Origin of the sequence: Rhodococcus sp. 27YEA15 (assembly GCF_049739425.1) — a bacterium.
Taxonomy (GTDB): domain Bacteria; phylum Actinomycetota; class Actinomycetes; order Mycobacteriales; family Mycobacteriaceae; genus Rhodococcus_F.
Map to the genome: position 1 here is coordinate 4110923 of NZ_JBMHHW010000001.1, position 23207 is coordinate 4134129.

The following is a 23207-nucleotide window of genomic DNA, read 5'->3' on the forward strand; positions in this document are numbered from 1 at the left end:
TGTCGACAGGGCTCGCTCGCGCGTACCTCTACCAGAGCGTCGACCCAGAACCAGCTTTCGACTCGCAGGCCCCACCGAAATGAACTGGCAAATCCGACGAACCACAACGAGAACAGCCTATCGTCGAATGATGCGGACACTGGTGATCGTCTTGACCCTACTCGGCTTGGTCGTCGGCGCGATTCCGTTGGCGATGTACCTGATCGACGTGACGACCGACTCCGATTCGACCATCGTCTACCAGGGAGCGTACGAACCGCTGCACGGCGTCACCATGAGCCGCAACTACGAATCCTCGGCAAACATTTCGTTCGAGGACCGTTCCGCGGCGCGGCCAGAGTGGATTCTTCCAGCCCTCTTTCCCGTCGGCGGTGCCGCGCTCGGGGCTCTGACAGCCCTGACACTGGGTCGGGCAGGATGGCGTCTGACACGTAAGGGGTAGCTGTGGAAAGCCTTTCGGAATCAGCGTGGCGGCCCACCGTCGAGACGGAAGGCGGCCACCGGATTCGGAAACTGCACCAATCCTGGCCGAACGTCGGCCAAAGTCACGCGAAAGCCCTCGAAATATTCTGTTCCCCGACCGTGAGGATCACCTTCCCGTCGGTGCGACGGCTCTCCAACGCGGCATGCGCGGCCGCAGCGTCCGCCAGCCGGAACCGTGTCACGGTTGGGGTCAGGACCCTTGCTGCTGCCAGCGCGAGAGCTTGTTCCTGGAGTGCGCGTGGGTCTGCGTCGGGATACAGGTGTGGCCCGATCGCCCAAGTCGCGGTCAATCCGCGCTGAATGAGATCGTGCGTGTCCAATTCGGTCGGAGCGCCGGATGACCATCCGTACAGGAGGATTCGACCGCCGGGTCCGAGCAGTTCAAGCGCTGTTCGCCCGGAACGACCACCCACGCCGTCGAGAACGAGGCTGACCCGCCGATCTCCGAGCGCCAGGCTAATCCTGTCGGCCCAGTTCGGATTACGGTAGTCGACGGCAAGATCGGCACCCAACCGGCGGACGCGGTCTACTTTCGTCTCACCGCCCGCAGCGCCGATGACAAAGGCCCCCGTTTTCCCCAGAGCCTGGACCATCAGGCTGCCGATTCCCCCGGCTGCGGACATCACCAATGCAACATCGACTGCTTTTGGTCGGGCGACATGCAGGAATCCCAACGCGTTTGCGCCGGAACCTATCATCGCAACAGCGTGATCTGTGGAGAGGCTCTCGGGGACCGCGTACAGCGACTTCACGTCAGCGACAGCTTTCTCCGCGTATCCACCCCCATGGCCGAGTCGTGCCACCACGCGTCTTCCTCGCCAACTGGTGTCGACTCCGTACCCTGTTCCCTCCACGAAGCCGGCCACTTCTCCACCTGGAATCATCGGCAACACGGGTGGGGCGTGTGGCCCGACCGCTTCACCTCGTCGGAGAACAGTTTCGATCACGTGGACGCCGATGGACTGTACTGCGATGCATACTTCTCCAGCAGCCGGGACAGGATCCGGCAGCTGCTCGTATCGTAGATTTTCGGAAGACCCGAACTCGTAGAGCCTTATCGCCCACATATCAGGCCCTGTAGGGGTTCTCGGCACGAGCGGCTCGCAGGGTAGTGCCCCACCAATAAAGTTGGTCGAGCATGTTCTTTGCCGCACCGTCGCACACAGCGCTCTCGATCGGCATCCCGTCATCGCCGAAAATTCTTGCGGCGCCATGGAAGCTGACCGAATCCCGAACGGTGACGGCATGCAGCTCAGCGAAAACCAGGCGTAGGTGTTCGACCGCACGCAATCCCCCGCCTTGCCCTCCGTAGGACACGAAACCTACAGGTTTGGCTTTCCATTCGTCGCGGAACAGGTCGATCGTGTGCTTGAGTACAGCCGGAAAGCTGTGGTTGTACTCGGGTGTGACCACGACGAATGCATCGGACGCGGACAGCCGCTCGCCGAGTGCCGCCAGCTCAGATGTTGCTACCGTCCCAAATGCCGGATGCACCACAGGAAGCTCTATTTCGGCTGGATCTACGATGTCGATCGTCATTCCGCCGTGGCTGGTTGCCACATCGGTGAACCAGGTGGCGACAGTCGGGGCGAACCGTCCCTCCCGGGTGCTGCCGATGATAACGGTCGTATGCAAGGTCTCGTTGAACATACTGTTCTCCTGTACGTTTCGGAGTCGTCGGGCCGGAGCTGTTACTTGGTCGAAGTTCTGAGGAGAAGACGAACGGTGAGAGCGGCAACAACACAGAAGCCTGCCACCGACCAGAGAAGGATGTGCCAGGCATCGGTGAAATGGGTGGCCCACAGCAAATGGTCCTCTCCCAATGAAATTCCTGCCGTGACGTATTCGGCCGCGTCTTCGCCGATGTCGCGTTGGAGCAGGGTGAACAAAGCGGTTCCGAACACTGCGATGACAACCGCATTGGATCCACCTCTGACTGTGTTCAGGAGTCCGGAAGCCATCCCGATTCTCGATGGTTCCACCAGGTTCATCGCCTGCGCATCGATGATTCCGATCGCCAGTCCGTTTCCCGCGCCGACCGTGACCAGTGGACCTGCCAGCATGAACGCGCTGATTCCCGGGTGCAGCACGGTGAGCGCGGCGTTGCCCGCGGCGATCGCGAGTAAGGCGATCACGATCAGAAATCGAGGCGATACGCCGACATTGACCAGGCGACCCGCAATCGGCGACACAAGCAGAATCGGCACGGTGAACATCAACATCAGCGCACCTGCTTCACCGGCCGACGATCCATTGGCACCCTGAAGGTATGTCGGTAACGACACCAGAATTCCTGTCGAGCCGACGGCCACTGTAACGGACGCCAGGCACCATCCTGAAAAATATTGATTACCTAGCAGTTTCAGGTCCAAGAGCGGATGCTCACTTCGGCGCTGCAGAACCCGAAAACCGGCGAGTAATCCACCACCCACCGCGAACAGGCCGACGATCCGAGGACTACTCCAACCCGATTGAGAGCCTTGGGTGACGGCGATCATCACGGCCCCGAGCCCGAGCATGAATGTCGTTGCCCCTGGCCAGTCGATCGGCGACGAGCCCTCGGCGCTCGATTCGGCGATGAACACTGTTCCCAGGAGTATGAGAATGCCCGCGGCAGCGAACGCGAGAAACATTGCGCGCCAACCGACCGAGTCCACAAGCCCCCCTGCAAGCGACGGACCCAGCGCCAGTCCCATGCCTGCCGTGGTGCCGACAGCGGAGTACGCACGGGTGCGTGCAGCACCTGTGAATGTGACCGCCATAATGGCACTTCCGGCGGCCATGACCGCAGCTGCGCCGAACCCGGACAGTACGCGAGCGGCGTTCAACACCCAGATATTTTGAGCCAGTGCGGATATCAGTGCGCCGAGAAAAAAGGTCGACGCTCCGAGACGGAACATCCGGCGTCGTCCCAGCTGGTCGGACAGTGAGCCGGCGGTGAGCATGGACGTCGAGGCCGCGAGGAAGTAGCCAACGACCACCCACTGCAATGCTCCGCCGCTCGCACCGAGATCCGTTCCGATACGTGGCAGCGCGACCGTAATCCCGGACATGAGCATAGGTAGTACCAGAAATCCCATGAGGACCGAGGCCGCGGTGACCGCACGGCGGAATCGGCCCGATCGAGTGTCGATGACCGGATAATGCGTTGATTCATTCCCAATCGCCATAGTAAGTAAAGTACAACATGCATTGTACTTTTGTAAAACGGTCGTTGCATTACACTGAGAAGATGTCCGTGAAAAGCAAACGTGTGACACCACGACCTCGCACGCGCTCAGAGGAGAAACGGCAGGCTATCGTCGACGCCGCTCGAAAAGTCTTCGGGCGCGAAGGGTTCGCCCGCACCAGTATCGATGCCGTCGCCACCGAGGCGGGAGTATCCACCCGAACGATCTACAACCACTACGCCGGCAAGGATCAACTGTTCGCATCCGTCATCGAGGAAAGCGCCACTCAGGTCGCTGACAGCCAAGAAGCGATGATCGCGCACCACCTCACCGAGGTCGTCGACGTCGCGAAGAGTTTGACAGATTTCGGCTGCGCCTGGGTGAGCACACCGCTCTCGGCCGACTTCGCAGACCATTTCGCGATGGTCAGGCAGATCGGAGCCGAGGCCGCTCATGTTCCGCGAGCAGCTCTCGTCGCCTGGCGCGATGCCGGCCCCCGCCGCGCACATCGCGCACTCGCGACAGCATTCGAAAGACTTGCCCGCGACGGACAACTGTGCACAACCGACGGACCCCGTGCTGCACGTCATTTCATTCGACTGGTTGGCTCGGAGGTGGAAGATCGATCCGAGTTCGGGGCAGTTCCGCTCGGCGCTCGCGAAGTGCGGGCAGCGGTCACCGCAGGCGTGAACGTCTTTCTGCACGGCTATTCACCGAAAGAATGACATTCCTTCGGAAGCAGTGTGGCCGCCCACCGTCTGAACGGAGAGCGGCCACCGAAGCCTGAACGGTAACTCAGATGTACATGGCCGGGTCTATGTAGCTGTTGGGATCGACCAGTTTTTCCTTCGACGTCCGCGGACGAGCAACTGCCGGAATCCCGGTGGCGATGGAGTCGGCCGGAACATCGCGTGTGACAACGGCATTGGCACCGATGGCGCTGCCCTCACCGATCACGACGGGCCCGAGGATCTTGGCTCCGGCCCCTACGGTGACGCGATCCCCGAGCGTCGGATGACGTTTGACCTGCTCGAGGGAACGACCGCCGAGAGTGACCCCGTGATAGAGCATCACGTCGTCGCCCACCTCCGCTGTCTCCCCGATCACGACGCCCATGCCGTGGTCGATGAAGAACCGCCGGCCGATGGTGGCACCGGGATGAATCTCGATGCCCGTCGCGAATCGCGTCAGCTGCGCCAGTACACGCGCCGGGCCCCGCAGAGCGGGAACAGCCCACATCCGGTGTGCAATCCGATGCGACCAGACGGCGTGCAGCCCCGAGTAGACGAGGGCGTTCTCCACATTGCTGCGCGCGGCCGGATCCTGGCCACGCGCAGCCTGCAGGTCCTCGCGAAGTGTCCCGAGGATACTCACGAATATCAGTCCCGGATGTGTTCGAACAGCGGGGTGGAGATGTAGCGCTCGCCGAAGTCGCAGACGACAGCCACGATCAGCTTGCCCGCGTTCTCCGGGCGCTTCGCCAATTCGAGGGCGGCCCAGACGATCGCGCCGGAGGAGATACCGCCGAGGATGCCTTCCTGCGTTCCGAGTGCCCGCGCGGTCTCGATGGAATCGGGGAACGAGACGTCGACGATCTCGTCGTAGATCTCCCGATCGAGGATGTCGGGGACGAAGTTCGCGCCGATGCCCTGGATCTTGTGCGGGCCGGGCTGGCCGCCGTTGAGGATCGGGGAGTCGATGGGCTCGACGCCGACGATCTTGACCTCGGGCTTGTGCTTCTTGAGGGTGCGTCCCACACCGGTGATGGTGCCGCCGGTGCCGATACCCGCGACGAAGATGTCCACTGCGCCGTCGGTGTCGGCCCAGATCTCCTCGCCGGTGGTGGCCTCGTGGATCGCCGGGTTGGCGGGGTTCGCGAACTGGCTCGCGGAGACGGCGTTCTCGGTCTGCTCGACGATTTCCTTCGCCTTGGCCACCGCGCCCGCCATCCCCTCTGAGCCCGGGGTGAGCACGATCTCGGCGCCGTAGGCCCGCAGCATCACGCGACGCTCGGTGGACATCGTCTCCGGCATCGTCAAGATGACCTTGTAGCCACGTGCAGCACCGACCATGGCGAGAGCGATACCGGTGTTACCGCTGGTGCCCTCGACGATGGTGCCGCCCGGCTTGAGTTCACCGGACTTCTCGGCTGCGTCGATGATCGCGACGCCGATCCGGTCCTTGACGCTGTTGGCCGGGTTGTAGAACTCGAGCTTGACGGCGACCTGCGCGTCCAGGCCCTCCGTCAGACGGTTGAGTCGAACGATCGGGGTGCGCCCGACCAATTCGGTCACATTGTTGTAGATCCCGCTCATATCTGATCCTCCTGAAGGTCGACCGCGCCGACCACTCGATTCACTGATCACTGACAAAGGGCGTCAAGACGACTGATGCCGCATCGGTTCATCAAATTGAACCAATGCGGCATCAGGCCACTACAGACGGGTACGGATTATCAGCCCAACCGCTGCTTCAAGGCTTCGAACTCGTCACGGATACCGGTGGGCAGCTTCTCGCCGACGAAGTCGAACCACTCCTCGATGAGCGGGATCTCGGCCTTCCATTCGTCGATGTCGACTGCGAGCGCCTCGGTGACATCGGCATCCGATACATCCAAGCCGTCGATGTCGAGAGCCGCCGCGGTCGGAACGACACCGATCGGGGTGTCGATACCGGCGGCCTTGTGCTCGATGCGCTCCACGATCCACTTCAAGACGCGCGAGTTCTCACCGAAACCTGGCCACAGGAAACGTCCGTCGTCGCCGCGGCGGAACCAGTTGACGTAGAAGACCTTGGGCAGCTTGGACTCGTCGGCAGCCTTGCCGAGGTCGATCCAGTGCTGGAAGTAGTCGCCCACGTTGTAGCCGAGGAACGGCAACATCGCCATCGGATCACGGCGAACCGTTCCCACCTTGCCTTCCGCGGCTGCGGTCTGCTCAGAGCCGACCGTGGCACCCATGAAGACACCGTGCTGCCAGTCGCGAGCCTCGGTGACCAGCGGAACCGTCGTCTTACGACGCCCACCGAAGAGGATCGCCGAGATCGGCACGCCCTTCGGATCGTCCCACTCGGGAGCCATGATCGGGCACTGCGCCATCGGCGTGCAGTACCGCGAGTTGGGGTGAGCGGCGTGCGTACCCGACTCGGGCGTCCACTCGTTGCCCTTCCAGTCGATCAGGTGCTGCGGGTCTCCTTCGAGGCCCTCCCACCAGACGTCGCCGTCGTCGGTCAGAGCGACGTTGGTGAAGACCGTGTTGCCCTGGTCGATGGTGCGCATCGCATTGGGGTTCGAGGACCAGTTGGTACCGGGAGCCACACCGAAGAAACCGAACTCGGGGTTGACGGCGTACAGCTGTCCGTCGTCACCGAAACGCATCCAGGCGATGTCGTCGCCCAGGGTCTCGGCGCGCCAACCCGGAATCGTCGGCTGGATCATCGCGAGGTTCGTCTTGCCGCAGGCGGACGGGAAAGCCGCCGCGATGTAGTAGGCCTTGTCCTCCGGCGAAATCAGCTTGAGGATCAGCATGTGCTCGGCCAGCCATCCCTCGTCGTGCGCCATCGCCGAAGCGATACGCAGCGAGAAGCACTTCTTGCCGAGCAGGGCGTTTCCGCCGTAGCCGGAACCGAAGCTCCAGATCTCACGATCCTCGGGGAAGTGGGTGATGTACTTGGTCTCGTTGCACGGCCACGGAACGTCTGCCTGTCCGTCGGCCAGCGGCGCACCCAGCGAGTGCAACGCCTTGACGAAGAATCCGTCGGTTCCCAACTTCTCGAGAACCTTGGCACCCATGCGTGTCATGACACGCATGGAGACCACGACGTACTCGGAGTCGGTGAGCTCGACACCGAGCTTCGGATCCTCGGCATCGAGCGGACCCATGCAGAACGGCACGACGTACAGGGTGCGACCGCGCATCGAGCCGCGGTAGAGATCACTCATGAGAGTGCGCATCTGCGACGGATCCATCCAATTGTTGGTGGGGCCGGCGTCGACTTCTTCCTTCGAACAGATGTAGGTGCGCGATTCCACACGAGCCACATCGGACGGATCGGAATTACCGAGGAAGGAATTCGGCTTCTTCTCCTCGTTGAGGCGGGTGAACGTCCCGGCCTCCACGAGCTTGTCGGTCAGGCGGTCCCACTCCTCGTCCGAACCGTCGGCGAAGACGACTCGATCGGGCTGGGTGAGTTCGGCAACCTCACGTACCCAGGCAAGCAATTCTGCATGCTGGGTGGGAGGCGTGCTGTCAGTTCCATTGAGACCGGGAATAGTCGCTGAGGTCATCAAACTCTCCTGGGGTGAGCCGGAACCGGGTCCTCCCGGAATCGGACGCGATCTCGTGCAGCGCCCCGATGCCGGTCGATCCCGGTGTCCCCCTCTCGACGGGGTCCAGCCGCGTCATCCACTCACGTAGATTCCACGGACGCCGGGTGTCCAATGTAATGAGGCTAACGCCGGTAGTTCACCTGCAGGTAATCGGGTGTGGTCAGAATTGTCACAGAAACGATTCAGTTGGCCCTCTCGACCGCCCGTCAATGGTGTCCGACTCCGATACTGGCACCGAATCAGAGGCTTCCCGCATCCGTTTTCTCCCAAACGAGCTCACCATCAGGGTTTCGGCGGCATTCCCAACTCGTGTAGTCACCGTCGGATTCGATGGCCGACAGTTGATCGACGGTGCCGTCCCGATCGAAATCTGACACCACGAGAATGGTGTCCCCCACCTGCATGACGTGACTGTCGACGGCGCCGTCGCCGTCGAGGTCGAATCCGTACAGTTCGAAGTTGTCGACGCCGAACGTGACGTCTCCCGCCGGTCCGTCTCCGTGGGAATTCACACCGAGACCACCGGGATCGAGCGGTTCGAATCCGACACCGCCGACTTCGACGTCCACTGCTGACACAGAAAAAACATCCATGGCCGTCCCCCGCCCATAGTGCTGACCCGGCAACCCCTACCGAGCACTGACTGCTCAGTAGTACCAGATTGCGGTCACCCCGTCACCGCAATCCGACGCACCCCGTTATCGGCCCACGGACTTCAACACCGCAAGATCACGCTCACACGCTGCCAACCTGCCGGACCGGGATCGGGCCGTATCCCTGAGTTCGCCGTCGATCGCCACTATCCGCTCGTGCACCGACGCCGCCTGTTTCCTGCTCGCCGCCATGATCTGCGCACCCAGTTCCTCCTCCGCATCCACGAGAGCTTCCTGAACGCGCTGCTCCCATTGCGCGCGCACTGCCGACATCGTTTCCTCGACCCATCCCCTGGTTCGCGCCCGATCTGCCATCACCGACCGAGTACGTGTCAACCACCATGCCGCGACCCCGCCGAGAACGAGAGTCACCGGAACACTGGCCACGTCGAGCATCGGAACCATCTCGAGCGGAGCAACCACCATCCGGCCCAAACCCACGCCGGCCGAAGCTCCGACCACCACCGTGATTCGTTCCTCCGTCCCGCGCCGGCGTTCGGGCCGATCGGCGGGAATCTGCGGGGCCGACGAAAAACCACGCGCGGCAACCACACCCGGAACTATCTCGATCGACCCGTCCAAATTCCTTGTGGAGGAATCTATTTCCTTTTGCAACCAGACCGCAATCCCCTCGAGTTCGCTCGGTGAAGCTATCTCGATCCGCGACCTCGCGGACAACACGATGGTTCTGACCGCGTCGGAGATCTGCCTGCCCAGTTCCCCTCCGGCACGGTGAAGACGACTGCGTATCCGAACCAGCAGTTCGCCACGACGACCGTCTCGGTCGGCGAGAAGTCTCGACCGTTCGCTTCGTAGTTCGTCCTCGGACGACCGGTCGGACAACACCGCCATCTCGGCTTCGATCATCCGACGGGTGCGCGCGATCACAGCCGAAAATTCGTCCACCAGTAACGCCCCGGACGACGCAACCCGAGCTTGCGAAGCTCCGATCATGGCGTCGAGCAAGGCTTGTTCACCACCCGATACCAGTGGCACCGTCGTTACCGGCACAGCGCCGTGATGATCAGCGAGGATCTTCCGGTCCCGGACCAATACCTGCTGCCAGTCAGCGTGAGTGTCGATCCCGGTGAGCGCAACCACCACCGGCGTTCCACGCGCCGACGCGTCGTCGAGCAGCGTGAGCTCCTCACGCCCGATGACGCTGCTCGCATCGACGGCCAACACCGTCAACAACGCGCGACTCGAGGATCCGGCGAGAGCGAAATCCGGTGATGCCCGCACCGCGCACTCGACAGCGTCGCGACCGGACCGCGGCGGACCCACGACGGACACCGACCGGGGGGAGCATTCGCCGAGATTCGTGGAATCGAACTCTGCAGGCATCGCCGCCAGAGTCGACATCGCCGCAGGATTCCACCGACGCACCACCGCCAGCACCGATTCGGACAGCTGCACCGGGTCAGGCATCGGTTGCCACCGGAGCGCTGCGATCGCCACCGAGTCGAGCCCATTGCCGTAGGTAGGCGCGACGAATCGACGTGCATGCGGGCCGAGCAGACTCGGTCGCCTCGCCACCGTGGCGAGTCCACCACTGCACGCAATCCCACGCCTGCTGAGCCGTCTGCGGCGGTGGCGGCGATGCGTCGACCAATCCGGCCGAAAGTGGGCTCGCCATCGCTGCGGCGCCCGACAGCAGCACCGACTCGTCGGAGCACAGGTAGTCCTCGATCGCGTCGCGTCCAACGCCGTCGATCGACGGTGCAGCTTCCAACACCGGACCGATCAGCTCTACCCGCCGCCACCACTGCGCCTCGAGGAGGCCGAGTATCTCGCGGCGCACGCCGTCGCCTCCACGGCCGTCCGACGACGACACCGCAACGGTCGGTACCCCGAAATCTTCGGCGATCTCGACGGCTCGACGCTCGGCATCCCCCCAACCGTCACCGACCAGATCTGCCTTGTTCAGCGCCACGACAACCCTCCCGTGAGCGCCGGACACCGCGCGGCGATCAGCCTCGCGGATCGAATCCACCACCACATAGACCACGCATCGCTCCCGAAGATCCGGATCTTCGGCCCCCGGGACGTCGAAGGCCGCGAGTTCGGTCACCGAGATCGGACCCGAAGCGGTGGCGGCAAGACTCACATCTGCCCGGAGCATGTCGGCCAACCTCGAACGGCCGACTCCTGCCCGTCCCGCCACCGCCACCTCGAGAGGCGCACCGAGCTCATCGCGCACCGCCTCTACCGCATCTGCGAGATCGGCATCACCGGAGCGAATCCGCTCGGCAAGCTGATCCAAGGCACCGATCGTGTCGGTAGCGAGCGCGCTCAGCGACGTCGACGGCACCATCCGCGCCCACCGACTCGAATTTCCAGCTGTGTCCATCCCCACCCCACCCACACGTCCCAACCGTGCAGTCACCCCACCACACGTTCCCACCGTACGAAGCACGATTGTGTCAGTAACCAGGCGATGTCGGCAGGTCGATGTCAAGCGCCGCCGGCGTCTACATTCAGCCCGTTTTCCGAGAGTTCGCACGGAAAGTCTCAAGTCAAACTTCAGACCCGTCTGCGTCAAAACGCGATCATGCGTGACAATGGGTGAGTGAACGAAGCCGATCAGCACGCACCGCAAGCCCCGGAGACAGAGAGAACCGACGATTCCACCGGTTCCCGTCTCCACCCGAGAGTGACGAGTTTCCGCTCTCGCCGGGGTGCGCTGACCGACGCACAGCAGAAGTCCTGGGACCGGCAATGGCCTCTCATCGGCGCCGACGTCTCCGACACACCGCTCGACGCAACCACCTGGTTCGGTCGCGACGCGCCGTTGATCATCGAAATCGGTTCGGGTACCGGCACGGCGACAGCAGCGATGGCCAAGGCGGAGCCGCACGTCAACCTCGTCGCCATCGAGGTGTACCGGCCGGGGCTCGCGCAACTCCTGCAACACGTGGAGCGCGACGAGATTCCCAACATCCGTGTGCTGCGCGGTGACGCCATGGACGTACTGGAGAACATGGTCGCTCCGGGTTCACTGACCGGTGTTCGGGTGTTCTTCCCCGATCCGTGGCCCAAGGCCCGCCATCACAAGCGTCGGCTGCTGCAGCCGGCAACGTTCGCGATGATCGCCGATCGTCTCGAGCCGGGCGGCGTCCTCCACGTAGCCACCGATCACGCCGACTACGCCGAATGGATCGAGGAGTTCGGCAACGCCGAGCCCCTGCTGACGACCCTGGACTGGGAATCGCCGATGACCCACGAGCGTCCCGTCACGAAGTTCGAAGACAAAGCCCATAAGGTCGGGAGTGCTATCACGGAGCTCATATGGGGGAAGATCAGAGAATGAGTGTCAGCGAACAGCTATCCGACGACGTCGAGTCATCGGGATCTCCCCTCGACACCGGACGTGATTCACGCACCGGCAAACGCGTCCTCCTGGTGTGGGACGCCCCCAATCTCGACATGGGCCTCGGTGCGATTCTCGGTGGCCGACCGACCGCCGCGTACCGGCCACGATTCGATGCCCTCGGTCGGTGGCTGCTTTCCCGCACCGCGGAGTTGTCCACTCGAGGTAACGGCACTCTCGAGCCGGAGGCGACGGTCTTCACCAACATCGCCGCAGGCAGCGCCGATGTTGTGCGTCCCTGGGTCGAAGCTCTCCGTAACGTGGGCTTCGCCGTGTTCGCCAAACCGAAGGTGGACGAGGACAGCGATGTCGATTCCGACATGCTCGAGCACATCGCGCTGCGGCACGGTGAAGGTCTCGCCGGAATCATGGTCGCGTCCGCTGACGGCCAGGCGTTTCGTGAGCCGCTCGAAGACATCGCGGCCACCGGCATCCCGGTCCAGGTTCTCGGATTCCGGGAACATGCCAGCTGGGCTGTCTCGTCCGACATTCTCGACTTCGTCGATCTGGAGGACATCCCCGGTGTCTTCCGCGAACCGCTACCGCGGGTCAGCCTGGACACTCTGCCCGACGAGGGTGCCTGGTTGCAGCCGTTCCGACCGCTTTCAGCCCTGCTTATCGGGCGAAAAAGTGTTGCCGACTAGGAGTTGATCAGTGTTCGCCAGCTGGGGAAGCATCGTCTACCGAGCCCGCTTTACCGTTATCGCGGTCATGGTGGCGGGTCTGCTCGGGCTCGCTGCCTACGGTGCGAGTCTGCAGGACCACCTCAGCCAGAGCGGCTGGGACGATCCGAGTTCGCAGTCAGTGGAGGCGGCGAAGCTCGCTGACAGCACCTTCGGCCGCAGTACCACCGGCGATGTACTGGCGCTGTACACAGCTCCCGAGGGCAAGACTGTCGACGATCCAGAGTTCCAGGCGAAGGTCATCGACAGCCTGCAACGGCTCGTGTCCGAAAACCCGGATCAGATCCTCAAGATCAACGGATCGTATTTCAAGGTCGGCAACGCGTTGTCGGTCGCGGCCCTTGCCGACGAGAGTAAACAGCACGCAGTGGCGAGTATCGCCATCGCGGGTGACAACGACACCGCGGTGTCGAACAACTTCAGGGATGTCTCCGACGCATTCAAGATCGACGGCGTCGACGTGCAACTGGCCGGCCTGCAGCCGGTCGCGAACGCACTCAACGACACGATGGCAAACGACATCAAACGCATGGAGATGCTGGCGATCCCGGCCGTGGGCATTCTCCTGTTCTTCGTCTTCGGTGGTGTGGTTGCAGCGGCTCTGCCGCTGATCGTCGGCGGTTTGACGGTGATCGGCGCCAACGGAATCATTCGTCTGATCACCAACTTCACCGAGGTCAACGCCTTCGTCGCGCCGGTGGTCTCGCTGGTCGGTCTGGGTCTGGCGATCGACTACGGCTTGTTCATCGTCAGCCGTTTCCGCGAGGAGATTGCCGAGGGTTACGAGACTCCTGCTGCTGTGCGGCGCACCGTCATGACGGCGGGACGAACCGTGATGTTCTCGGCGACCATGGTGGCCGTCAGCCTCGGTGGTCTGCTGATCTTCCCGCAAGGCTTCCTCAAGTCGGTGGCGTACGGCGCCATCGCGGCCGTCATGCTGGCCGCTGTCTCGTCGATCACGATCCTGCCTGCGATCCTGGGGATCCTCGGCAAGCGGATCGACGCCCTCACCTTCAAGAGACTTCGGCAGACCAAGACGAACGAGGAAATCGAGAACGGTTTCTGGGGCAAGCTGACCCGCTGGGTGATGCGACATCCCCTCAAGGTCGCCGTTCCCATCGTGGCCGCGCTGCTGCTGATGATCATTCCGCTCAGTGGCATCAAATTCGGCGGAATCAACGAGACGTACCTGCCCCCGGACAGCCCGACGCGAGTCGCCCAGGTCGAGTTCGACGAACTGTTCCCCGGCAACCGAACCGAACCGGTTCGGCTTGTCATCGAAGGTGCCGACAACACCACACTCGGGCAGATCGTCAAAGCTGCCAACGCCGCCCCCGGACTGATCGAGACCTTCACTCCCGAGGTGGCCACCAAGGACGGGGTCAACGTCCTCAAAGCAGGTCTGACCGAACGGAACAACGCCCGCCCCACGATCGACTACCTGAGGTCTGTCGATTGGCCGGACGGCGCGACGGTGCTCGTAGGCGGGACCCCGGCGATCGAACAGGACAGCGTGGACGCGTTGCTCGACCGATTGCCCTTGATGGTGGTCTCGGTCATCCTGATCACCACCTTGCTGATGTTCCTCACCTTCGGATCGCTGGTGCTGCCCATCAAGGCGGCCCTGATGAGCGCACTGGGGCTGGGATCGACTCTCGGCATCCTGACATGGATATTCATCGACGGGCACGGGTCTGGCTTACTCAACTTCACGCCGGGTCCGATCATGTCGCCGGTACTGGTCCTGATAATCGCGATCGTCTACGGCCTGTCCACCGATTACGAGGTGTTCCTACTCTCCCGCATGGTCGAAGCGCGAGCCCACGGGGCAAGTACCACGGAATCGATACGTATCGGTACCGCGCACACCGGCCGCATCATCACGGCCGCGGCACTGATATTGATCGTCGTCACCGGAGCCTTCGGACTGTCCGAACTGGTGATGATGAAGTACATCTCGTACGGCATGATCTCGGCGTTGATCATCGATGCCACCCTGATCCGCATGTTCCTGGTGCCTGCCACCATGAAGATGCTCGGCGACGACTGCTGGTGGGCTCCGAATTGGATGAAGCGGATCCAGCAGAAAGTCGGTCTCGGGGAACTGATCCTGGACAACGAGTTGGCCCTGGCCAACGTGCCTCAGATCGCACCGGTCGGTGCGATCCCCGGTCCCGATACCCCGCGCAATTCCCCGCGTGCGGAAAGCACGCGTAGCTCGCGCGTACTCCCACCGCCCGCCGCAGCGCCTCGCGTTCGGACACCGGACCCGCTCACCGAGCCGATACCTCTCTCGGACATGTCGATCAAGGCGCCGATCGCCGTACCGACACCACCGGTCGAGTCCAGGCATCCGACCGTGGTGACCCCTGTCGAGACGCCCGCACCGATCGAACGGGCCACACGAATCCCGCGCGACACCGCAGAACCGCCGACGCAACGCGTCATCGGACGCCCGCAGTCCGGACAGACGGACAGATCACGACGCGCGCCTTCCGTCGCACCGGACGAACGCCCCATCGAGAGTTGGCTCTCGGACTTGCGTTCTCGCGAACAGGTTCCGCCGCCGTCGCGCCCCCTACCAGTGGTGCGGACACCCTCTCGGGTCAACGGATCGGCATCCACCAACGGATCGGGATCCGGTTCCTGGTCTGCGTCCGGCCCGGTCAATGGCTCTGCGCCGAGGAACGGTTCGGCGACCACGACTGACCACGCGTCCGCAACCGGTCCCGGGAAGAACGGCCTCACGAACTCCGCTGATGCCGCCTTCGAGGCCACACCGGCCCGTACCGACGTTCCCGAAGCACCGCCTGTCACACCGCCGCAGGCTTCGGAGGAGACGACACCCCAGTCGCCGCCTCCCCCGAGCCCCGCACCGAGCACCGGACGCAGATCGCGGCGATCGGAGATCGACGACACCGCTACCCAGCCGGACGGAACCACCGGCGGCAGGCACCGGGCCGACGACGGCCAGGCCGTCAGTGTCAGTGAGCTCATCGCTCGGCAGAAGCGGGACTGACCTGATCGTGCTTGCCGAATGCACGCGCGTAGCGTGTACCGACGAGCAGGAGAAGCAGCCCCACCACCAGGAAGGCTGATCCTCGGACGAGACCGCTGAGTGTGGCGAGGTCGAAGAGGAACAATTTTGCGAGGGCCGCACAGGTGAGTGTCAGACCCGCACCGAGTAACACCCGAGCCTGTCCGCGGTTGCTCAGGCCGAGTACCAGAGCGGAGGTGGCGGCAAGCATCCACACCACCGTGGCCACACTGTGTCCGATGACGAATCCGCTTGTACCCCCGAAGAGTTCGACACCGGACGAGACGAGCGCACCGGTCGCCGAATACAGGGCGGCGCATCCCGTCACCGCCCACAGTGTCGCGGAATTCGACTCGGTGACAAGCCCGAGACGGTGAATCGTCCACGTCAGCATCACCAGAACGCCGATCATGACCAGACTGGACAGCGCGGTGATGGCATCGAGGTACAGTGCCGCCGATCGCGCCGTCGTCATGGCGGTGAGCGGAACGGTGTCGAGGTAACCGACGGCGCCCAGTGTGGCGAACGCCGCACCGAGCGCGAAGACGAACCGCGATCCGGTTCGATCGGCAACTGCCAGGAACACCATCGAGATCACGAGCACAGCCGGAACCGCGAGAGATTCGGTCGCCCCGGCAAGCACTGCCAGAAGCAGCGCGAGCGAACCCGATCCGGCCGCGCCGAAGCGAAGATGAGTCGGCAAGGCGGTGCACACGGCAGACCCGGACAGCAACACGAGTGCACCGGCGCCGTAGATCGCAGCAGCCACATACTCCTCGAGTACAGCACCGACACATACCAGGGGAAGCACCGCGACGACAGCGGATGCAGTGGACCAGGCTCCGGCCGCACCGTCACGCAGGGGCGAGCCGGGGCGCTGGAGAACAGCCGCGGAACCGAATCCCACCGCCGCCACGAGTGCGGCAGCGATCACCAGTTGAGCGGCTGTACCTGCTGGTCGATCGAAGGCGGACGCCGAGGCAACGGCGAGGAGCAGTGCGAGCACCGCCGGTACGGTTCGAGCCATCCCGAGGTACTTCCAGTCCCGACCGACCTGCACCGAAAATGTACCGAGCTGGATCGCGACCAGAAACGCAATCAGGGTAATCGACACTCCCGAGGTGAGAACCGGGGCGAGTACGGACGCACCGAGCACGGCCATCAGCGCGAGCGGTTCGGAGTCCCATTTCACCGCCACGGCTACCCCGGCGGCCGAAATTCCGAGCGCGATCACGACGGCCGGCGCAGTGATCATCCAGCCGTACAGCACCGATGCCGCGACAACGTCCAGGAAGAGCCCGGCAAAACCGGTGGCGGCCAAGGCGACTGCGCCGACGGTACCGCCTGGTCTGGCGTGGACGCGCAAGGCGACGACAATCAGCGCCACGGACAGGATCGCGCCACCGGCGACCCGCAGCGGCGGCCCGAACAGTCCCGCTTGGGCCGCGAGCACCAGGAGCATCACGACTCCGGTCAGGGTAACCGCAACACCGGCGATCGCGAGAAGCCGACTGATCACACCGTCACGTTGAAACCACGGCAGCCGGTCGGTCGCGAGGTGCGGCGGCGGTGCCGGACGCGCCGGTCTCAGGGGTACCGGTCGAGCGGGTTCGAACTGCGTCGGCTGCACGTACACGGGCGCCGGTGGTGCAGTCTGGTGAGGCGCGGCGTTCGATGCCACGACGGGCGGAGCCGCGACGTTCGATGCCAACTGCATCTGCAGGATCGAGAGATTGCGGCCCATGTGGTGCAACTGTCGGCCGATACTCTCGCATTCAGCCGACAGCGCCGTCACAAGCCTCGGATCGACAGTGGAAGGTCGCGGTGAAGTCATACGTACAGCCTGACGGGCCGACACGACGATCAGATGCGTAGTTCTACTCGAATGCCCTGGGTGCTTCTCGCGTCGACGGTTCGGGAGTGCATGCGGGCACTGATGCACACCGGCGCGTCGCCGTCGGCTGAGGCATCACGGAAAGCTCAAGAACCGAACATCTTTCGGAAAGTGGTGCTGTACGGATATCTGGCTGTGATGTTGCCGAATCGCACCTTCCCGTGCACAACCAGGTGTAGCGGACCCATCCGCAGGCCGGAGCCGACCTTGTTGGTCGCGCTTCCGCCGACGGCCTGGACGCCGTTCATGTCCACCGTCGCCTCGGCCGGAACGATCAGCGTTATCGACGAGGCGTAGTCGTCGATCGACACTGTCACGATCTGAGTCTGCATCACTGCTCTGGTGAAATCGACGCTGATACTGGACATTCGGGTGTCGATCACGAGATTCGGTGGAACGCTCCACGCCCCGTTCCGATTCACCGTGGACATGCGCCCTCGGATGACTGCCGAGTTGGAGGGACCGTACGAGCTGTGCGCGGTAGTCGTATGCGGGCCCGGCGCCGGCGGCTGATAGGCAGGGGGCTGATACGGCTGCCGATATCCGGGCGGCGGCGAACTCGGGTACATCGGTGGTTCGTAATCCGAAATCAGGGTGATACCGGGAAGGTCCGCGAGGACGGAGTTCAGCTCCCCCCGGGTCTTGGATGCCAACGCCGTGTCCATACGTTCGGTGAACTCACCGAGTGAGAGCATCCCCTGACCGACGGCTTTCTGAAGCAGTTCACCGACATGCTCGCGTTCGGCATCGGACACACGCAGATTTCTGGCCTCCATGGATTCCAGAATAGGCGTTATTCCAGTCCTTTTTCTATTGCGTAGCGCGTCAATTCGACCCGGTTCGCCAATTGCAGCTTCCGCAGTGTCGCTTGTACGTGGTTTTCGACGGTTCGATGGCTGAGGGTGAGCCGCGTGGCGATCTGCTTCGCACTCAGACCTTTTGCCACCAACCTCAGCACTTCGGTTTCGCGATCGGTCAATTGCGGCACCTCGGGCACTCGGTCGTCGACCGGTGCAGCGGACATCCGGCGGTACTCCCCCAGCACCAGCCCGGCGAGACCCGGCGTGAAGACCGCCTGGCCGTCGAACGTCGCACGGACGGCCTCAAGCAGTTCCGTTGTCGAAGCACTCTTGACCAGATATCCCGACGCACCGGCCTTGACCGCGTCGAGTACGTCGTCCCGCTCCGAGGACGCGGAGAGCACCAGTACCTTGCTGCCCGGTGACACCTCGAGGACGGCGGTGGTGGCGTCGGCACCGTTACCGTCCGGCAGGTTCATGTCCATCAGGACGACCGCGGGGTGGACGGCGGATGCGCGGCGGCGCGCGCTCTCGACTCCGTCGGCGGTCGCCACGACGGTGACACCGGCGGCTTCGAGATCGCGGGAGACTCCGTCACGCCACATCGGGTGGTCGTCGACCACCATCACCGTGATCGATGTACCGCGCTGTTCGTCAGTCACTCGACTTCCCTTTCGGAACCGTGATCTCCCATTCCGTACCCTCACCCGGTCCGGTATGTAGATCTGCTGTGCCGCCGAGTACCTCCGCGCGGCCGAGAATGGACTTCGATACTCCCATGCGACCTTCGTTCCGGGCTTGGTCCAGTCTGCCCGCTGCGATACCGACACCGTCGTCGCGGATGCTGACGACCACCTCACCGGGAAGATCCTCCAGGAGTACGTAAGCCTTGGCGCCCGGACCTGCGTGCAGTTCGACATTGGAGAGTGCATTGTCGACTATCGCCGCCAATTCGATTGCGCGATCTCGCTCGAGCACGACGGGATGCGCGGGAGTGGAGACGGACACCGTCGTACTCGCCTGGGTGGTGAGCAGCGGGCAGAGGTCGACGGTCTGCCCGCCGACGTCGGAGGTGGAGCCGGAGACCTGTTCGGAGATGAGCGTCCGCAGGGCCACCTCCTGTTCCCCGGCGAGTTCGGCGAGCAGCGCCGCTTCACCACCGAGTGCCGTTCCACGCCGACGGACCATCGCCAGGACTTGCAGGACACCGTCGTGCACCTCGCGAGCAAGTCGTTCTCGCTCCTCCGTTGCCGCTGCCAGCCGTACCGCCTGTTCGAGTTGGCGGTGGGCGCGCCTGGCGGTGGTGGTGGCCAAACCGAGGGCGAGTCCGACGGACACGAGAACCGGCGCGGTGGCGTCTCGCCACAGATCCAGATTCAACTGATCACGTACCACCACGCTCGCTGTCGAGATCAGCACGCCCGATGCCATTCCGATCCACGGTCCGCCGAGGACTGCCGCCGATATGACGGCGTTGGTCGCCCAGAGTGTGGTGGGCAGGGTCTGGTGGTCGTGGTACCAGTCCGGATCGGCGACCAGACGCGTCGACGCCATCAATGCGATCACGATCACCTGGTCGGCGAGCACGATTCGGTATCTCGGCACCTTGCCGCCGGCAAGCATGATCGCGGACGCACCGGACCAGATCGCCATCAATGCGACGAGCGACCAGCTCAGACGCAGGTGGGTGTACTCCGACGCCGACGCGAACTGGTAGCTGACGGCGTACCCGAGTGTGACCAGACGGAAAGCCTGCGCCGCCCGCCAGAGCGGTGCGTCCGGGTGGGTGTCGACGCCGGACGCTTCACGCACGCTCGGACGATAGTGCAAGCGCCGACGCCGGCTCGGCTCAGTCATCGCCGGGTGGGTTGGGACGGTCGGCGCCGTCGCCGGGTGGGTTGGGACGGTCGGCGACGACGCCGGGTGGGTTGGGACGGTCGGCGCCGTCGCCGGGTGGGTTGGGACGGTCGGCACGCGGTTCGGTTCGTGTTTCGTCCGGTCGGGCGGGATGTAGGGGCGTATCCGGATCGTCGACGTGCATTTCGGCGTACGTGGCATCCGGATCATCGGCGAGAAGGGAGCGGATTGCCGTGTTCAACACGGCGACGATCGGTACGGCCAGCAGTCCGCCGATGATGCCACCGATCACGATGCCCGCGGTGATCGACAGGACCACCGCCAGTGGATGCAGGCGGACTGCCCGACCGAGCAGCAGCGGTTGCATGACGTGGGCTTCGAGTTGCATGACGCCGACGATGATTCCGAGAACTATCAGTGCCGTCAGAAATCCCTGAGTGACGAGGGCGACGAGCACGGCGAGGAATCCGGTGAGGAAAGCACCGATGATCGGGATGAACGCGCCGATGAACACCAGCGACGCCAGTGGCAGTGCCAGCGGTACGCCGAGTATCGCCAGGCCCGCGCCGATGCCGATCGCGTCGGCGGCGGCCACTGCGACGGTGGCGCGGACGTATCCGATCAGCGAACCGAACCCGGCCGCGCCGGCGATCCGGACCCGCCGCCTGGACGTGCGCGGCACGATTCGGGTGACGAACTCCCAGATCTGGTCGCCGCCGTACAGGAAGAAAATGAGAGTGAACAGTGTGAGCAGGGCGCCGGTGAATATCTCGCCGATGACGGTTGCGGTGGTCAGGGCTCCGCTGGTGAGGGATTCACGGTTGGATTGCACGGATTTTACGACGGAGTCGCCTGCTTGACGGATCTGGTCCTCACTGAAGTGCAAGGGTCCGCTGGTGAGCCAGTTCTGAATTTGTGTGACGCTGGCGGTGAACTGGTCGGCGAGTTGCGGTAGTCCGTCGATGAACTGTTCGACGACGAATGTCATGATGCCGGCGATGATGCCTATCGACCCCAGGAGAACCAGTATCACCGCGGCAGCGCGTGGGACGCCCCACCGCTGAAGTCTGTCGACCAGGGGAACGAGTAGGGCGGCGGCCAGCAGGGCCAGACCGACGGGGATGACGACCGTCTGCAATCGGTGCACGACATATCCGAGTACGAGGAGGCCGGCGAAGATCACGATCAGCCGCCACGACCATTCGGCGGCTATCCGCACTCCCGGATGTACTGCGCCGGCGTCCGCACCGGTGAGTTTGCCCGCCGAAAATCGCTCTCCACGCCTCTGCGTTGCACTCACCACGCGAGCCTAACCGCCGCGGGCTACCGGCGGCGGTCGGACGCATATCCGGGCGCGGATGCGACGATGTGGACCCGTCCCGGCTAAATTGAACGGTGTGCGGGCGTCATACAGAGCGATATCGGTGACCATCCGCAGCCGGTGGCCTCTCTACATGGTGTCGATGCTCGGCGCGAATCTGATCGGTGCCGTTCTGGTCTTCGCGTTCATCAGGTACGGCATTCCCATTCACGAATCCGCCTCGATCGTGCAAGACCGGGTTCGCAATTTTGCCGTCTTCGGCGTGTACCTGGCATTTGCCGGAGCGGTGAGCCTGACGGCAGCGGCGGTGATGCTGAGATCGGTCATCCGTTGGCGTCTGCGGGGTGGCCCACCCACCAGGTCGGAGCAGATGTCCGCCCTCCACGCTCCGCTACGGCAGGCCATCGTTCATCTGGTGCTCTGGATCCTCGGTGGAATCATCTTCGTTTTACTCACCGCCAAGGAGATGCCAGGTCTGGCCGTCGCCGTGATCGTGACCGTGTGCATGGCCGCGACCACTACTTTCGGTTTCACCTACATGCTGGGGGAACGAATCCTGCGGCCGGTGGCCGCGCAGGCACTGAGCGAGGGCGAGTTCGATCGCACACTGGCGCCCGGCGTCGGCACCCGGCTGGCGATGACGTGGGGTCTGGGTACCCTGATGCCCGTTGCCGGCATCATCCTGCTCTGCTCGACGCAGCTGACCACGGACATGGAGTTCTCCCCCGACTCCCTCGCGTGGGCGATCCTGTTGATCTCGATCATGGCGATCGTGCAGGCGTTTGCGCTCACCATGCTCAACGCCTCCCAGATATCCGACCCGATCCGTCAGCTTCGACGCGCCATCGAGCGCGTCCAGCGAGGGGCGACCGACGTGCGTGTCGAAGTGTTCGACGGTAGTGAGATCGGTCGACTGCAGGTCGGGTTCAACCGAATGATGCGCGAGTCCGACGAGCGTCGACTGCTCCGTGAGTTGTTCGGCCAGCATGTCGGTGAAGATGTGGCGCGTCGCGCGTTGAAGTTCGGCACCGAGTTGGGCGGGGAGACCCGCTTCGTCGCGGTCATGTTCGTGGACATGGTGGGCTCGACCGGGGCGGCGGCGGAACGTCCACCAGGTGAGGTGGTCGAGTTGCTCAACGAGTTCTTCCGGGTGGTCGTCGACGTGGTCGATCGTCACAACGGTTTCGTGAACAAGTTCATGGGTGATGCGGCGCTCGCGATTTTCGGCGCTCCCCTGGATCGACCCGATGCGCCGACGGCAGCGCTGGCCGCCGCTCGTGAGCTCCGGTTCAAGTTGGCCGAGATCACCGGGCTCGATATCGGCATCGGGGTCAGCGCTGGGCTCGCAGTCGCCGGAAACATCGGCGCTGCGGAGCGCTTCGAGTACACGGTGATCGGCGATCCGGTGAACGAGGCATCGCGGTTGACCGAACTGGCGAAACTTCGCCCGAGCCGAGTGCTCGCCTCGACGAGCGCACTGTATTTCGCCGACGAGGACGAGCAGGCCGAGTGGGAACTGGGCGAGCAGGTGCAATTGCGGGGTCGACGGCGGCTGACCCATCTGGCCTGGCCGGACAAGTATCCGGAGGTGGATCCGGAACTCATTGGTTAG

20 protein-coding genes are annotated in these 23207 nt (G+C 63.7%); 6 read left to right on the top strand and 14 right to left on the bottom strand.

Going from position 1 to position 23207, the window contains the following annotated elements; genetic code table 11:
* Positions 1-127: 127 nt before the first annotated feature.
* Entirely contained in the window at positions 128-442 is a 315-nt protein-coding gene (locus ABH922_RS19150; RefSeq protein WP_424809783.1) for a hypothetical protein, read from the top strand.
* 103 nt (positions 443-545) lie between these two features.
* Here ABH922_RS19150 and ABH922_RS19155 read toward each other — a convergent pair whose 3' ends face one another.
* The 3 genes from ABH922_RS19155 to ABH922_RS19165 are packed head-to-tail and all read right to left on the bottom strand — an operon-like array spanning position 546 to position 3653.
* A complete protein-coding gene (locus ABH922_RS19155) occupies positions 546-1550 on the bottom strand; it encodes a zinc-binding dehydrogenase (RefSeq protein WP_424808418.1) in 1005 nt (334 codons plus the stop codon).
* A 1-nt stretch (position 1551) separates the two neighbouring features.
* On the bottom strand, positions 1552-2133 hold the full coding sequence (locus ABH922_RS19160; protein WP_424808419.1) for an NADPH-dependent FMN reductase: 582 nt from the start codon (positions 2131-2133) through the stop codon (positions 1552-1554).
* 41 nt (positions 2134-2174) lie between these two features.
* Entirely contained in the window at positions 2175-3653 is a 1479-nt protein-coding gene (locus ABH922_RS19165; RefSeq protein ID WP_424808420.1) for an MFS transporter, read from the bottom strand.
* Positions 3654-3715: 62 nt separating this feature from the next.
* Here ABH922_RS19165 and ABH922_RS19170 point away from each other — a divergent pair, with 62 nt between their 5' ends.
* A complete protein-coding gene (locus ABH922_RS19170; RefSeq protein WP_424808421.1) occupies positions 3716-4378 on the top strand; it encodes a TetR/AcrR family transcriptional regulator in 663 nt (220 codons plus the stop codon).
* A gap of 70 nt (positions 4379-4448) precedes the next feature.
* Here ABH922_RS19170 and epsC read toward each other — a convergent pair whose 3' ends face one another.
* From epsC to ABH922_RS19200, 6 genes are all read right to left on the bottom strand, one after another.
* The gene (gene epsC, locus ABH922_RS19175) at positions 4449-5027 is read right to left on the bottom strand and encodes a serine O-acetyltransferase EpsC (RefSeq protein WP_424808422.1); all 579 of its coding nucleotides are present in this window, start codon (positions 5025-5027) and stop codon (positions 4449-4451) included.
* Positions 5028-5032: 5 nt separating this feature from the next.
* A complete protein-coding gene (cysK, locus tag ABH922_RS19180; protein ID WP_424808423.1) occupies positions 5033-5968 on the bottom strand; it encodes a cysteine synthase A in 936 nt (311 codons plus the stop codon).
* Between the two features lie 140 nt (positions 5969-6108).
* Positions 6109-7938: a phosphoenolpyruvate carboxykinase (GTP) gene (locus ABH922_RS19185; protein WP_424808424.1), complete on the bottom strand. Its 1830-nt coding sequence runs from the start codon at positions 7936-7938 to the stop codon at positions 6109-6111.
* 281 nt (positions 7939-8219) lie between these two features.
* The gene (locus ABH922_RS19190; RefSeq protein ID WP_424808425.1) at positions 8220-8558 is read right to left on the bottom strand and encodes a DUF6802 family protein; all 339 of its coding nucleotides are present in this window, start codon (positions 8556-8558) and stop codon (positions 8220-8222) included.
* Between the two features lie 120 nt (positions 8559-8678).
* A complete protein-coding gene (locus ABH922_RS19195; RefSeq protein WP_424808426.1) occupies positions 8679-10061 on the bottom strand; it encodes a hypothetical protein in 1383 nt (460 codons plus the stop codon).
* Positions 10054-10983: a Rab family GTPase gene (locus ABH922_RS19200; RefSeq protein WP_424808427.1), complete on the bottom strand. Its 930-nt coding sequence runs from the start codon at positions 10981-10983 to the stop codon at positions 10054-10056. Before ABH922_RS19200 ends, ABH922_RS19195 begins: the two co-directional genes overlap by 8 nt.
* A 219-nt stretch (positions 10984-11202) precedes the next feature.
* Between ABH922_RS19200 and trmB the strand changes: the two genes are divergently transcribed.
* Genes trmB through ABH922_RS19215 form a run of 3 tightly spaced genes read left to right on the top strand, consistent with a single transcriptional unit; the run spans position 11203 to position 15705 of the window.
* Positions 11203-11943, top strand: a complete 741-nt coding sequence (gene trmB, locus ABH922_RS19205) for a tRNA (guanosine(46)-N7)-methyltransferase TrmB (protein ID WP_424808428.1) — start codon at positions 11203-11205, stop codon at positions 11941-11943.
* A complete protein-coding gene (locus ABH922_RS19210; protein ID WP_424808429.1) occupies positions 11940-12647 on the top strand; it encodes an NYN domain-containing protein in 708 nt (235 codons plus the stop codon). Before trmB ends, ABH922_RS19210 begins: the two co-directional genes overlap by 4 nt.
* Positions 12648-12657: 10 nt before the next feature.
* Positions 12658-15705 carry an MMPL family transporter gene (locus ABH922_RS19215; RefSeq protein ID WP_424808430.1) on the top strand — a complete coding sequence of 1016 codons (3048 nt, stop codon included), beginning with the start codon at positions 12658-12660 and terminating at the stop codon, positions 15703-15705.
* Here ABH922_RS19215 and ABH922_RS19220 read toward each other — a convergent pair.
* The 5 genes from ABH922_RS19220 to ABH922_RS19240 form a co-directional block, all read right to left on the bottom strand.
* Entirely contained in the window at positions 15680-17557 is a 1878-nt protein-coding gene (locus ABH922_RS19220) for a DUF2339 domain-containing protein (protein WP_424808431.1), read from the bottom strand. The genes ABH922_RS19215 and ABH922_RS19220 overlap by 26 nt on opposite strands.
* Before the next feature lie 146 nt (positions 17558-17703).
* Positions 17704-18393, bottom strand: coding sequence for a DUF1707 SHOCT-like domain-containing protein (locus ABH922_RS19225; RefSeq protein ID WP_424808432.1), 690 nt, complete (start codon positions 18391-18393; stop codon positions 17704-17706).
* A gap of 17 nt (positions 18394-18410) precedes the next feature.
* On the bottom strand, positions 18411-19043 hold the full coding sequence (locus ABH922_RS19230; RefSeq protein WP_424809725.1) for a response regulator: 633 nt from the start codon (positions 19041-19043) through the stop codon (positions 18411-18413).
* A gap of 28 nt (positions 19044-19071) precedes the next feature.
* Positions 19072-20274, bottom strand: coding sequence for a MacS family sensor histidine kinase (gene macS / locus ABH922_RS19235; RefSeq protein WP_424808433.1), 1203 nt, complete (start codon positions 20272-20274; stop codon positions 19072-19074).
* Positions 20267-21574 carry an AI-2E family transporter gene (locus ABH922_RS19240; protein WP_424808434.1) on the bottom strand — a complete coding sequence of 436 codons (1308 nt, stop codon included), beginning with the start codon at positions 21572-21574 and terminating at the stop codon, positions 20267-20269. The genes macS and ABH922_RS19240 overlap by 8 nt, the downstream gene beginning before the upstream one ends.
* 154 nt (positions 21575-21728) lie before the next feature.
* Between ABH922_RS19240 and ABH922_RS19245 the strand changes: the two genes are divergently transcribed.
* Positions 21729-23207, top strand: coding sequence for an adenylate/guanylate cyclase domain-containing protein (locus tag ABH922_RS19245; protein WP_424809726.1), 1479 nt, complete (start codon positions 21729-21731; stop codon positions 23205-23207).

Coding starts and splice junctions, on each gene's coding strand:
- ABH922_RS19150 (WP_424809783.1), top strand. CDS start 128: ATGATGCGGACACTGGTGATCGTCTTGACCCTACTCGGCTTGGTCGTC.
- ABH922_RS19155 (WP_424808418.1), bottom strand. CDS start 1,550: ATGTGGGCGATAAGGCTCTACGAGTTCGGGTCTTCCGAAAATCTACGA.
- ABH922_RS19160 (WP_424808419.1), bottom strand. CDS start 2,133: ATGTTCAACGAGACCTTGCATACGACCGTTATCATCGGCAGCACCCGG.
- ABH922_RS19165 (WP_424808420.1), bottom strand. CDS start 3,653: ATGGCGATTGGGAATGAATCAACGCATTATCCGGTCATCGACACTCGA.
- ABH922_RS19170 (WP_424808421.1), top strand. CDS start 3,716: ATGTCCGTGAAAAGCAAACGTGTGACACCACGACCTCGCACGCGCTCA.
- cysK (WP_424808423.1), bottom strand. CDS start 5,968: ATGAGCGGGATCTACAACAATGTGACCGAATTGGTCGGGCGCACCCCG.
- ABH922_RS19185 (WP_424808424.1), bottom strand. CDS start 7,938: ATGACCTCAGCGACTATTCCCGGTCTCAATGGAACTGACAGCACGCCT.
- ABH922_RS19195 (WP_424808426.1), bottom strand. CDS start 10,061: ATGCCTGACCCGGTGCAGCTGTCCGAATCGGTGCTGGCGGTGGTGCGT.
- ABH922_RS19200 (WP_424808427.1), bottom strand. CDS start 10,983: ATGGACACAGCTGGAAATTCGAGTCGGTGGGCGCGGATGGTGCCGTCG.
- ABH922_RS19210 (WP_424808429.1), top strand. CDS start 11,940: ATGAGTGTCAGCGAACAGCTATCCGACGACGTCGAGTCATCGGGATCT.
- ABH922_RS19220 (WP_424808431.1), bottom strand. CDS start 17,557: ATGACTTCACCGCGACCTTCCACTGTCGATCCGAGGCTTGTGACGGCG.
- ABH922_RS19225 (WP_424808432.1), bottom strand. CDS start 18,393: ATGGAGGCCAGAAATCTGCGTGTGTCCGATGCCGAACGCGAGCATGTC.
- ABH922_RS19230 (WP_424809725.1), bottom strand. CDS start 19,043: ATGGTGGTCGACGACCACCCGATGTGGCGTGACGGAGTCTCCCGCGAT.
- macS (WP_424808433.1), bottom strand. CDS start 20,274: ATGACTGAGCCGAGCCGGCGTCGGCGCTTGCACTATCGTCCGAGCGTG.
- ABH922_RS19245 (WP_424809726.1), top strand. CDS start 21,729: ATGGTGTCGATGCTCGGCGCGAATCTGATCGGTGCCGTTCTGGTCTTC.